The organism is Bacillota bacterium, assembly GCA_030019365.1.
Classification (GTDB): Bacteria; Bacillota; Sulfobacillia; order JACIYH01; family JACIYH01; genus JACIYH01.
On the sequence record JASEFA010000007.1, the window covers coordinates 37513 to 49703 of the forward strand.

Sequence of the window (12191 nt, forward strand, 5' to 3'; positions counted from 1 at the left end):
ACGGCGACTCGCAGGCCAGGGTTGCGCTCGCCCACAAACACGGTATAATGATGGTAGTGAGGTGGGCCCGTAGCTCAATTGGCAGAGCATCCGCCTCATAAGCGGGTGGTTGGGGGATCGTGCCCCTCCGGGCCCACCAGTTGAAAACCGAAATCGACCGGCTTATAATGGAGGCTGTGTCGCAAGGCCCCATGGTCTAACGGTTAAGACACCGGCCTTTCAAGCCGGCAGCAGGGGTTCGACTCCCCTTGGGGCCACCAGGTTTGGGTGGGCGGCTAGCTCAGTGGCAGAGCGCTTGACTCACATTCAAGAGGTCGTAGGTTCGAGTCCTGCGCCGCCCACCATGAGATCTCTTGGACTGCTACATCGGCGGCGGGCTGCCCGTCAAATGGGGCGAATCTCGGCCTTGACGGGCGCCCCCGGGTCGTCCTCGATGTGCAGAATCCCGTAAGATGCCTTGCCCCACAGAGTGCGCGCGGCAGGACCCGGGTTGAAGATGAGGGTCCTGCCGCGGCGTTCGAGAAAAGGACGGTGGGTGTGGCCGAAAACGACCACGTCTGCCTCGGGGAAGTTCTGTCGGGCAAGGGCCTCCGTATCTCCGGGAGGCCCCTGTCCATGCATCACCCCGATGGTCTTTCCCGCCACCTGCATGATCCTGGTCTTCTCGAGCCTGTTGCGAACCTCGGGCGCATCCATGTTCCCGGAAACCGCATGGACCGGGGCAATCTGACCCAGAACATCCAGCACGGCCAGGGTAGTGAGATCCCCGGCGTGGATGATCAGGTCCACCCCGCGAAGCCCCCGCAGGATGGCCTCGGGAATCGCCCTCTGGTGATCAGGCACGTGGGTATCCGACACAACCCCGATCCTCATCGGCAAAGCCCACCTCCTCCCCCGAAAACGCCGCTACGCCGCGCACTCCAGATCCTGGAGGTCAACTTTGTAGCCGAGCGCTTCAAGCCTCTTGGTCAGGCGCCTGGCCACCGCCTCCCGGTCCAGCCTGTCAAAGTAGTCCGCGCCAAGGTCCCGGTACACCGTCTTGTCCCTGAGGATATGGTAGACAATGGTGAGAATGGCGTGCGCTACCGCAACGGCTGCCCTCTTCTTGCCTTTTCTGGCGGCGAGCCGGTGGTACAACGAAGAGAGGTAGTTACCCTTGGACCTGCCGGCAGCGTGGGCGGCTTGCACGAGCAAAGATTTGAGCCATGGGTTCCCCTTGGTGGTCTTCCCGGATTTCCGCTTGCCGGCGGATTCGTTGTTCCCCGGGCACACCCCCGCCCAGGAGGCGATGTGCCGGTCCGAAGGGAAGACAGTCATGTCCACACCGATCTCCGCAATTATGCCCTGGATAGCTTTCACGTCCAGGCCAGGCACGCCATCGAGCCTGCGCGCGTCAGCCTCAAAAGGGCGCATCCTCTCCTCGATTTCCCGGTCAAGCTCCGCAATGGCCTCGTCGAGGTAGTCGATATGAGCAAGGATCTGGGAGATTATGAGCCGGTGATGCGGCTTCAGGAAGCCCTCCAGGGCCCTTTGCAGATCGGGGATCTTCTTCCTCATCCTGCCCCGTGCCAATTGTGCCATGGACTCGGCGTCCATCTCTCCCCGCAGAAGCTCGTGCAGGATCGCCCGCGCAGAGACCCCGGTGACATCAGTAGCCACGGACGCGAGCTTTATGTTGGCGTCCTCCAGGATCTTCTGGAGCCTGTTCACCTCGGAAGCCTTCTGGCGGGTCAGGCTGGTCCGGTACCTGGTCAGATCCCTCAGTTCCCGGATGGGCTCGGGGGGAATGAAGCTTCCCCTGATCAGCCCGTGGCGGAGCAGATCGGCAATCCACTCCGCATCGGAGATGTCGGTCTTCCTGCCGGGGACGTTCTTTATGTGCGCCGCGTTCGCCAAAACTACCTCAAAGTTCGCCTCCAGGATGTTGTACACGGGTTTCCAATAGACCCCCGTGCTCTCCATGGCCACGTGAGTGCACCCGGCCCGGGAGAGCCAGTCCGAAAGCATGAGGATGTCCCTGGTCATCGTCCCGAAGGTCCGCGTTTCCTTCTTCGGCTTGCCGTCCGGGCCCGGTACAATAAGGCACGCGGTGATGACCTTCTTGTGGACGTCCAGGCCTGCGCACCGTTCGTGCATCACTTCCATCTCTAACGCCCCCTTGAGCCGGCGGAGCGCCCCGGAACTCTTGGATTCTCCCCCGCGTGCTCACGGACACAGTCGGTGCCTCCCAGGGGACGCTCGGGTCAGACTCTCTTCCGGGCTCACGGCACCAGTGAGCAACCGACCTCCCACACCGGCAGCTTTGCACCGATTGTACCATCAACCCCCGTTTTCATCGGCGGTGGCGACGGCAGGCCGTCATGAGTGACTCTCTTCCCATTCGCGCGCGAGCTGCGATCTCCCTGTGCATTGCAGCCGCTCTCCCCGCATCCGGAACGGCAGCACAGTGGTGACGGGGCCCGGGAGGAATTGCCTCGCACGATGAAGAAATGCAGCGCCAAATCGGGCGTTCACCTGCCGGAGACCGGATACCCGATGATGGCATGGGTGGCGCGGGAGATGATGCTATGGCAGTGGGTCCTGCTCTCACTTCGGTAGGAAGGATCGTCATGATCGACCTCTCGCTCTCGGGAGACAATGCCGCAGTTCTCGCGCTGCACCCCCTGCCAGCCGGTCTACCTGATGCGGAGGCGGGCGGCGGCAGCGTGGGCGGCCAGTCCTTCCAGGGCAGCCAGGCGGGAGGCCACGGGGGCCAGGAGCTTTGCACCCTCGGAGGACAGGCGCTGGTAGCTTACCACCTTCAGGAAGGCGCCCGCCCACAGCCCGCCCGTGAAGCGGGCGGTGCCTGCGGTGGGCAGGATGTGGTTGGGACCCGCGGCGTAGTCGCCGAACACTTCTGCCGCCAGGTCCCCGAGGAAGAGGGAACCGTAGTTCCGCAACCGGGGGACGAGGCTCTCCGCGCCGGAAACGTGCAGCTCCAGGTGCTCGGGCGCCACCTCATTGGCCACCTCTGCCGCCTCCTCCAGGTCAGAAACCAGGCACACCGCGCCCCCCGTCTCCCACGCTTCTTTGGCCACCTGGGACGTGGGAAGAGCGGCAAGCTGGCGGTCCAGTTCCTCCATTACCTGCCGGGCCAGGGTCCGGGAAGTGGTGACCAGCGCGGCCCGGGCCCGGGGGTCGTGCTCGCACTGGGCCAGAAGGTCGGCGGCGACGAGAGTGGGGTCAGCGGTGTGATCGGCGATCACCAGCACCTCGCTGGGGCCGGCCAGGAAGTCGATGGCCACCCGGCCGAAGACCTGGCGCTTGGCCTCGGTTACATACCGGTTCCCGGGTCCCACCACCATGTCCACGGTGTGAACGGTTTCCGTCCCGTAAGCGAACGCCGCTACCGCCTGGGCCCCACCCATGCAGTAGATCTCGTCCGCCCCCGCGATCTCCATGGCCACCAGGGCATAGGGGTTGACGCCCCCGCTCCCTTCCGGCGGGGAACAGGCGGCCACCCGCTCCACCCCGGCCTCGCGGGCGGGAATGATCCCCATCAGTGCAGTGGACGGTAACGGGTACCGGCCCCCGGGGACATACACCCCCACCGACTGCAGGGGCAGCAGGCGGTGTCCCACCACCACACCCGGCAGCATTTCCTCCTCTACCTCGGAAATGGCACCCAATTGCAGACGGGCGAACTCCCGAATACGGGCTGCGGCGAACTCCAGGTCGCGGATGGCCTCCTCGGGCACGATGGCGCGGGCGGCCCTCCGCTCCTCCTGACCGACCACCGGAGAGGCACGATCCACCCCGTCGAAACGACGGGTGAACTCGCGCAGGGCCTCATCCCCGCCCGCCCTCACCTGCCGTACGATGTCCGCCACGGCGTCGCTGACCGGTGACCGCTCCCCCTCTTCCCGCGCCGCCGGCGTTTTGAGAACAACCCTTCCCACGCGTTGCCACCCCCGACCTTTCGGGTGGCGACATTATACCACCGCTGGCGGAGACTACGCACTCTACTACCGCCCCGGCCGCAGAGACCCCGCCCTCAGGCGGGGACGGCCGGGATCAGTTCGGCGTCGAAGGTGATGAAGGGCTGCTCGATGTCGGCCATGGCATTCACGATCAGCTCCACCAGACCGCCGTAATAGATCCCGCACTTCCGGGTGGCGTGGAAGTAATCGAGCAGGCCCCGCAGCTGACCCTTGCAGTTGGAGCAGGGGGCGCACACGTACTTGGGTACGGAAGGATGCAGCTCTCCGGCGAAAGCCTCCAGGATCTGTTTGAACTTCATCCGGCCCGCCACCCCGCTGCGCCAGTCGGGAAAGTTGAGACCGTCCATGATGGCAAAGCCGCTGCCGCCCCCGCAGCAGTAGTTCTGGGTACCGCTCGGGCTCATCTCGCGGAACCCGGGGGCGATTCTGCGCAGGATGCGCCGTTGGGGCTCAACGATTCCCATCAGCCGCACGATGTTGCAGGGGTCGTGCAGCGTCACCGGGAAATCGTTGCGCCGCGGGTCCAGCTGCAGCCGGCCGCTGGAAACCAAGTGGTCCAGCAGGGTGAGACAGCTCTCGCGGGGGATGTTGAACTCTCCGCCCAGGATGCGGTCGGCTACCACGGTGAGGGCCTTGTGGGCATGGCCGCACTCGCCGATGACGATCTTCTTGACCTTGAGCTTCCTGGCCACTTCCGCATGCCTGCGGGCGATGCGGGCGAACTGGACGTCATCGTACCACACCCCATAGTTTACGGCGTCATAGCCGACCAGCTCGCTGGAGAGGGTCCAGCTTATCCCCGCCTTCTCCAGGACGATGGCGAACGCCTCCGGGTTTTCGGGCCAGGACAGGAACTCGCCGGCGTTGTGGATGAGGAGGATGTCGGCACCCTCCCTGTCGACGGGCCACTCGAACCTCATGCCCGTCTTCTCCTCCACTTCTTCCTGCATCAGCTCGATGCTGTCCATGAGGGCCGCCGGAGTCATGCCGGTGCTCGATCCGGTCTTCAGTTGCTGCACGGTGCCCAGCCTGTGCAGCTCCGCGGGGGCCAGGCCCATCTCCTGGCTGAACACCTTGCGGATCTCCCGGGTGATGAGGGCGTTGCCGATGCCTATGGGGCAAACCTGCGCGCACCGCCGGCACAGGGTGCACCGGTATGCCAGTTCCCCCAGGCGGGCCACCGTACGCCAGTTGAGGTCGATGTCGGCGCCCTGAAACCCACTCCAGATCCGCCCGCCCGGGGCCAGGTACTTCTTGATAATTCTCCTCAGCAACTCCGACCGGAAGGTGGGCCGGTAAATTTCTTGCCGGCCACTGGCCAGATAGATGGGACAGGCCTCGGCACAGGTCTGGCACTTGGCGCAGTAGTCCAGGCGCAACATGAGGGGGCCGAGGAAAGTCCAGTTGTCGTCGGCGGAAAGGAGCCTCCTCACGCCGTCGAGGAACCGGCGTACCAGCTGCTCTTCCTCTTCCCGGTTCTGGGGATGGGGCAGCCGCAGGGCGGTGAACCCGTCCAGGGAATCGTCCAGGCGTTGCTTCTGGCTTTCCGTCAGTGATCGCAGGGGGGGCTGGCCCTCGGCGCCGTCATAGGGCGGCGGCAGGGGCACGAAATCGGCGGGATCGAGGCGGACCAGTTGACGGTCCGCTGCGGCCAGTTCGCGCGTGGTGATGGCTTTCCCCATCGTTCACTCCACCTCGCGGGCCAGTTCAGCCCACGTCTTTTTCTTCCCGGGATTGGATATGTGGGGGGCGGACCACCCCACCGGCCGGTTCAGGGCGGCGGCAACCTTTCGCTCGTATGCGGGCCCCAGGTTGGGACTGTCGTCCCAGCGCACGTGATGGTAGGTGAACCACTTGCCGATGAAGTGGCTCATGTGGGTGAAGGGCAGGTAGACCAGGAACAGCCCGAGCAGCACCATTTCGCCGGCCACGGCGGGCGGGACGGGGGTGGCGGGAGCCGAGTCGAAAACTCCCCGCACGAAGCCCCGGGCCAGGGCAAAGGATGGGTCAACGCACAGCCAGGTGACAAACCAGGTTACCGCCAGCGCCAGGATGAAGCCCACGTTGAAGTAGTCCGCCGGTGCGGTCAGAGACCGTAAATCCCGGTTCGCCAACCGCCTGGCCAGGACACCCAGACCTCCCAGAATCACCAGCAGCATGCCGGCCAGGCCGAAACCGAGGGTCAGGTAGTGCAGGATGGCCGGCGCGAGGCCGGAGCTGGCGGCTGCGGCGGGACCCCCGGGTAACGGTCCGGCCGCTCCCGCCACCCCACCCGCCGCCAGCAGGAGCAGGAAGACGGCCACGCAGTAGATGCCCAGGTGAAAGGGATAGGAAACCATCCACATCTTGCGGTTGTGGTGCCAGAGCCCCGCATGCAGGAATATCTCAGAAAGCATGACCTTCAGGTCGCCCAAGAACGATGTCTTCCGGGGCCGCCTCCACCAATCCGGCTCTTCGTAGTACGACCCGCCGTAGGGCTTCCCCGCCTCGTGGGGAACGGGGTACAGTTCCCACCGCAGGTGCATGGGGGCGCGGGAGTAGCGTACCGCCCTCACCGCCAGGCCCAGCGCGAAGACTGCCACACACAACAGGCAAAACCCCTGGGAAACAGACAAATCATGCACCCCCCGCTTCCGGCTGCATCAGGCAGGACCCAGAGTCATCCCCGCCCCCGGCCTACGCAGGGTCGGTGCCGCACCCCAGGTACCCCAGCTCGGGGAACCACTTCACACCCGCCACCCGACAGGCAGTCTGCACGGGACGCTGGGGGAACAGGACCGCAAGGGCAGTCGCACTCATCCCCGTAACCCGGCAGATGTCCTTGACCCAGGGCGGCGCCCCGAACATGGCGACGTGCTGACGGACGTAATACAGCACCTTCCAGTGATCTTCGCTTAGCTCCGGAATCCCTTCTTCTTTGGCCATTCGCCGGGCCAATGCTTCGTCCCATCCGTCCGGATCGACCAGGAAACCATGTTCGTCCAGCTGCACCCTGGCCAAACCGTGCTCCAATAGCTGCACCGGTCTCCCTCCCCTGCCCGCCTTCTCTGCCGCCCCGATCTCCGAGGCCTCCGGTCCTGGCCTGGCTCGGGTCGGCCGGGGGCATCTCCTGCACAGTCATATCATACCAGCTACACCGTCACCACTCAATATAGTTCCACCTGTCGGGTAGAACATCCTCCCATGCCCGTCCAGAATGCTGCCCCTAAGATAGAGCGAGGGGCCCCGCCAGGTCTTTGCGAAGGTCTGCTCAGTCACACAACCAGAGCGAACTTCATGGTACGCCTTTGCATTGACATCGCATCACTGTGGGGATACCATGATTGCGAAATGTTAATAATCCCTTATACTTCTCTGGCTTAAGGAAGGGAAGCCATGCCCGACCAGGTCGATCCCACCAGACCCCTCTACACGATAAGCGTGGTAGCGGACGTCCTCGGCCTCCACCCGGAGAGCCTCCGGGAATGGGAACGACGGGGTTTCCTGAGGCCCGCCCGTCGCAGCGGTCAAAGGTTGTATTCCGACGACGACCTGCGCCGCCTGAGGTTCATTCAGAGCCTTACCGCTGAAGGCCTCAATCTGGCCGGCGTGGCCCATATCCTCGGCCTCTACCCCTGCTGGTTCTTCAACGGGTGCCCCAGTTGCATGAGGCGCACCGACCGGGTCGGGTGCGCCAAACGGTGCTGGCGGGAAGAAAACATGTACTGCACGGTGGCCCTTGACGAGCAACCCCCGTGCCATACCTGTCCCTACCGTCCGCAAGCCTCTTGCGCAAGCACTGCGGCCCACTGACTTCCGGGCCGCAGGTCTTCCCGTGATCCCTCTCACACACAGGGCCACCCGGCCGAGGCGCTCACGTTGTCGCCAGCGCGGCGAGGACGCCCAGGGCGACCCCGGCCAGGGCCTCCAGCGGGCTGTGCCCCAGCAGCTCCCGCAAGCGCGCGGGAGGGATGGTACGCCCGCGGTAGAGGTCCTCCAGAATCTTGTTCAGCACCTCGGCATGCTGGCCCACCGCCTGCCGCACGCCTGTGGCGTCATACACCACGATGGAGGCGAACACCAGGGATACCGCAAAGAGCGGGCTTTCCCACCCCACCGTGCGTCCGGTGGCGGTGACCAGGGCGGAGACGAACGCCGTGTGGGAGCTGGGCATGCCCCCCGTTCCCACCAGGCGGGCCACATCGACGCGACGCTGCAGCAGGAGCACCAGCAGGAACTTCAGGACCTGGGCAGCAATCCAGGCGAGCACACTCGCCCTCAACACCGTGTTCGCCAGCAAGGCCGACAACCCGATCTCACCACCAGCTCCGTCCCCTTCAAGGGGGCTCTCAGGCTCCCACCTTATCGAACCTGTGCCGCCCCGTCAAGCCCCGTGCCACAAGCTCACGGCTCACGTTTGCCACCTTAAGCTCCAGGCATGGCGCCCCTTCTCCCGGCCGCCGCCTCCACCAGGGCCCGGAAGATAGCCAGCATGGGGGGTCGGCCGAGCATGCGTTCGGGGTGAAACTGCAGCCCGACGATCCAGGCACCCTCCGCCTCGATGGCTTCGATGATCCCATCCGGTGCCCGGGCGGCCACCCGGAAGCCGGGGGCCACCCGGCGCACGGCCTGCCGGTGAAACGAGTTCACGGCCAGGTCGGGCCGTCCGCCCGCCTCTGGCCGTCCGCCCGGCTCTGGCCGCCCGCCCGGCTCCTGCCCCTCGACCGGCTCCCGCGCAGAGGGCTGGCCCAGCGCTCTTTCCAGCAGCGTTCCTCCTTCCACCCGGACGCCATGGGCGGGGATCTCGCCCGGCTGGGGCCACTGCTGGTGCTCCAGGGTACCCGGGCACTCCGCGGCCAGGGCGCGGTAGGTACTGCCCCCGTATACCTCATTTATGGTCTGCATGCCCCGGCATATCCCCAGGATGGGGAGCCCGCGGGCGCGGGCCACCCTTATGTAGGCGCTGTCCGATTCGTACCGCCGGGGGTTTATCTCCCGCAACTCCGGAAGCAGGGGCTGTTCCAGCAGGCGGGCCGGCAGGGGGCCGCCGCCTGTGACCAGCAGCCCGTGCAGGTGGGCCATCAGCCCGGAAGCATCCTCCTCATCAAGGACCGGGAGCAGCACCGGCCATCCTCCCGCCACCTCTACCACCCGCACGTATTCCTGGCGGACGTAGTACAGGGCCGCACCAGGCTGCAGGCTGTCCTCGTCGCCCCAGTCGGACGAGACCGTCACCCCGATGAGCGGCTTCACGTCCCGGTTCCCTCCCTGGAGTAGAGATGGCAGGCTACCCGGTGGGCGGTGCGATCCTGTCCGGCGACGGTCACCAGCGCCGGCACCTCGTTCTCGCAGCCGGGCTGCCGGCTCGGGCAGCGGGTGTGAAACCTGCACCCGGAGGGCGGATCGATGGGGGTGGGAACAGTGCCCTGCAGGATGATCCTCTGCCGTCGATAGGTGCGCTCCACGCTGGGGATGGCAGAAAGCAGGGCCTGGGTGTAAGGATGCAGGGGGTGGGCGAACAGCTCCCCCGTAGGGGCAATCTCCACCACCTTCCCCAGGTACATCACCGCCACCCGGTGGCTGACGTGAAACACCACGCTGAGGTCGTGGGCAATGAACAGGTAGGCCAGGCCCAGGTCAGCCTGGAGCTCCTGCAGCAGGTTGACTATCTGGGCCTGCACGGAAACGTCCAGGGAAGAGAGAGGCTCGTCGGCCACCACGAACCTGGGACGCATGGCCAGGGCTCGCGCCACCCCGATACGCTGGCGCTGACCACCGCTGAACTGATGGGGGTACTGATCGATGTGGCGCTCGTTGAGCCCAACCCGCCGCAGGAGCACCACTGTTTCCGCCTCCCGCTCGCCCAGAGGGACACCCCGCTGGGCCAGGGCCACTCCGATGATCTGACGCACGGTGTGGCGCGGGTTGAGAGAGCTGTACGGATTCTGGAAGATGATCTGGACTTCCCGGCGCAGTACGCGCGGACTCAAGCTGCCCGGGCCCCACAGGGGCTGTCCCGCGAACCAGACCTGGCCGGCAGTGGGAGGATACAGGCCCACCACGGTGCGTCCCAGGGTGGTCTTGCCGCATCCCGACTCCCCCACCAACCCCAGTGTCTCCCCCGGGAAGACCTCCAGGTCTACCTCATCGACAGCCCGTACCGTTCGGTCGCGAGCTCCCGCCATCAGGCGGGCGAGCACGGTGCTGCGCAGGGGGAAATGCTTGGTCAGGCCGCGGGCCCGCATCAGGGCCTGGCCATCGGCCGGGAGCCCTGCTTCAGGAGCCGGCAACAGCCACACCTCCCGTAGCGTGCCTGAGGCAACGCGCCACTCTCCCCCGACCCACCGGCGCCAGCGGGGGAGGCTCCCTCTCGCAGTCCCCCAGCCGCACATCGCAGCGGGGGAAGAAGGCACAGCCCGGTGCCAGGTGGGCCAGATCGGGCACCACGCCCGGGATGGGGACCAGCCGCCGCCTTTCCGTCAACCTGGGGATGGAGCGCAGCAGGCCGCGGGTGTACGGGTGCGTGGGGTCTTCCAGGACGGCCTCGGTGCTGCCCCACTCCACGATCTGGCCCGCGTACATCACCGCTATCTCGTGGCAGAACTCGGCCGCCACCGCCAGGTCGTGAGTCACCAGGATGATGGCGGTGCCGCGGTCCCGGTTGATCCGTCTCATGAGGTCCAGGATCTGGGCCTGGATGGTGACGTCCAGGGCCGTGGTGGGCTCGTCGGCCAGAAGCAGGGCCGGCCGGCAGGCCAGGGCGATGGCGATGAGCACCCGCTGCTGCATACCACCGCTGAACTGGTGGGGGTACTCCAGGTGACGGGTATCCGGCGACGGTATGCCCACCTCCCGCATGAGGGCCAGTACCATCTCCCGCTCCCGGCGCCGGTGCTTTCCCAGCAGGCTGGCGGGAAATCCGGGCAGCAGCCCGTGTACCCGCAGGGACTCGGCGATCTGGTCTCCCACCCGGTAGGCGGGATTGAGGGTGGACATGGGATCCTGGAACACCATGGCGATGTCCCTGCCCCGGATGCCCCGCATCTGGGCGGGGGTCTTCCTGAGCAGGTCCTCCCCCTGGAAGCGGACCTCGCCCGCCACCACTTTCCCCGGGTGGGGAACCAGGCGCATGATGGAGAGTAAAGTGGCACTCTTTCCGCAGCCGGATTCTCCCACCAGCCCCAGGATACCTCCCCGCCCCAGCTGCAGGGAGACATCGCGCACCGCCTGCACCCTCCCCTTTTCCGTCGGGTAGACGGTGCTCAGGCCCCGCGCGTCCAGGAGGGGAACCTCCTCCGGCGGGACCTCGCGGGTGCGCCCAGCCAGCGCACCGGTGTGCGGAAGCGTCTCCATCTTCAATCCACCTTCAGCCGGGGATCCAGGAGATCGCGCAGGGCCTCTCCCAGCAGGTTGATGGACAACACCAGGATCACCAGGGCCAGCCCGGGCAGGGTCGATACCCACCATGCCGTCATCATGTAGCGGTGCCCGTCGTTGACCATGGATCCCCAGGCGGGAATGCGGGGCGGGATGCCCAGTCCCAGGAAGCTCAGCGAGGATTCCATGACGATCATGTTACCCATGCGCAGCGTGCCCAGCACCAGGATGGAGTGAACGATGTTGGGAAGGATCTCGGAGACGATGATGGCCAGATGGGAGCGACCCAGGGCCCGGGCGGCTTCCACGTACTCTCTGGTCTTCTCGGACATGACCTCCGCCCGCGCCAGCCGGTAGAACTCCACCCACCCCTTGAAGCTCAAGGCCCAGATCAGGTTCCAGAACCCCGGGCCGATCATCGCCATGGCCCCGATGGCGAATATGAGATAGGGAAACGCCAGGAGGAGATCGGCGAAGCGGGAAAGCACCTCGTCGAAGGGCCCCCGGAAGTAGCCCGCCGCCGTCCCCAGCCCGGTACCCACCACCACCGAGATGAGAATGGTGAGCAGCCCCACCAGCAGGGAAACCCGCGCCCCGTATATCACGCGGGAGAGGATGTCCCGCCCCAGCTGATCCGTGCCCAGGGGGAACTCCCCCGTCCAGGTGGGAGCCCGGAGGCGCTCGGCCAGCCGGACCCTCTCCGGAGAATGGGGGGCCACCCAGGGAGCCAGGACGGCAGCCGCCACGTAGGCCAGTATCACCACTGCTCCCACGACGGCGCTGGGGTGACGGGCCAGCTTACGCAGGAAAGCCCCCAGATTGCGCAGGGACATCCCCACCTGGAGGCGGGCGAAA

At 66.0% G+C, this 12191-nt stretch carries 12 protein-coding genes and 3 tRNA genes; 4 read left to right on the plus strand and 11 right to left on the minus strand.

Translation table 11 applies throughout. From position 1 onward, the window contains the following. Nucleotides 1-63 precede the first annotated feature (63 nt). From QME70_10250 to QME70_10260, 3 genes are all read left to right on the plus strand, one after another. Nucleotides 64-139 (plus strand) — tRNA-Ile (locus tag QME70_10250). A 46-nt stretch (nt 140-185) separates the two neighbouring features. Continuing rightward, nucleotides 186-260: transfer RNA gene (locus QME70_10255), tRNA-Glu, on the plus strand. 9 nt (nt 261-269) lie between these two features. Next, nucleotides 270-344, plus strand: a tRNA-Val gene (locus QME70_10260). Nucleotides 345-384: 40 nt separating this feature from the next. On the opposite strand, the gene QME70_10265 is transcribed toward QME70_10260, so the two are convergent. The 6 genes from QME70_10265 to QME70_10290 form a co-directional block, all read right to left on the minus strand. Next, a complete protein-coding gene (locus tag QME70_10265) occupies nt 385-873 on the minus strand; it encodes a metallophosphoesterase family protein (GenBank protein ID MDI6894966.1) in 489 nt (162 codons plus the stop codon). A 33-nt stretch (nt 874-906) separates the two neighbouring features. Next, complete coding sequence (locus QME70_10270; GenBank protein ID MDI6894967.1) at nt 907-2145, minus strand: IS110 family transposase; 1239 nt, start codon at nt 2143-2145, stop codon at nt 907-909. Nucleotides 2146-2675: 530 nt separating this feature from the next. Then, complete coding sequence (gene hisD / locus QME70_10275) at nt 2676-3938, minus strand: histidinol dehydrogenase (protein MDI6894968.1); 1263 nt, start codon at nt 3936-3938, stop codon at nt 2676-2678. Nucleotides 3939-4033: 95 nt separating this feature from the next. Continuing rightward, complete coding sequence (locus QME70_10280) at nt 4034-5662, minus strand: (Fe-S)-binding protein (protein ID MDI6894969.1); 1629 nt, start codon at nt 5660-5662, stop codon at nt 4034-4036. A 3-nt stretch (nt 5663-5665) separates the two neighbouring features. Further along, complete coding sequence (locus QME70_10285) at nt 5666-6595, minus strand: nitrate reductase gamma subunit (GenBank protein ID MDI6894970.1); 930 nt, start codon at nt 6593-6595, stop codon at nt 5666-5668. 61 nt (nt 6596-6656) lie between these two features. Next, a complete protein-coding gene (locus QME70_10290) occupies nt 6657-7001 on the minus strand; it encodes a TusE/DsrC/DsvC family sulfur relay protein (GenBank protein ID MDI6894971.1) in 345 nt (114 codons plus the stop codon). A 354-nt stretch (nt 7002-7355) separates the two neighbouring features. Between QME70_10290 and QME70_10295 the strand changes: the two genes are divergently transcribed. Continuing rightward, nucleotides 7356-7772, plus strand: coding sequence for a MerR family transcriptional regulator (locus QME70_10295; GenBank protein MDI6894972.1), 417 nt, complete (start codon nt 7356-7358; stop codon nt 7770-7772). Between the two features lie 61 nt (nt 7773-7833). Here the strand turns inward: QME70_10295 and QME70_10300 are convergent, their stop codons facing one another. From QME70_10300 to QME70_10320, 5 genes are all read right to left on the minus strand, one after another. Next, nucleotides 7834-8268: a divergent PAP2 family protein gene (locus QME70_10300; GenBank protein ID MDI6894973.1), complete on the minus strand. Its 435-nt coding sequence runs from the start codon at nt 8266-8268 to the stop codon at nt 7834-7836. 116 nt (nt 8269-8384) lie between these two features. Further along, nucleotides 8385-9212 (minus strand): gamma-glutamyl-gamma-aminobutyrate hydrolase family protein, encoded by an 828-nt coding sequence (locus QME70_10305; GenBank protein ID MDI6894974.1) that lies wholly within the window; start codon nt 9210-9212, stop codon nt 8385-8387. Then, on the minus strand, nt 9209-10204 hold the full coding sequence (locus QME70_10310) for an ATP-binding cassette domain-containing protein (protein ID MDI6894975.1): 996 nt from the start codon (nt 10202-10204) through the stop codon (nt 9209-9211). The genes QME70_10305 and QME70_10310 overlap by 4 nt, the downstream gene beginning before the upstream one ends. A 31-nt stretch (nt 10205-10235) precedes the next feature. Continuing rightward, on the minus strand, nt 10236-11312 hold the full coding sequence (locus QME70_10315) for an ABC transporter ATP-binding protein (GenBank protein MDI6894976.1): 1077 nt from the start codon (nt 11310-11312) through the stop codon (nt 10236-10238). Between the two features lie 2 nt (nt 11313-11314). Continuing rightward, the gene (locus QME70_10320) at nt 11315-12169 is read right to left on the minus strand and encodes an ABC transporter permease (protein MDI6894977.1); all 855 of its coding nucleotides are present in this window, start codon (nt 12167-12169) and stop codon (nt 11315-11317) included. Nucleotides 12170-12191 lie beyond the last annotated feature (22 nt).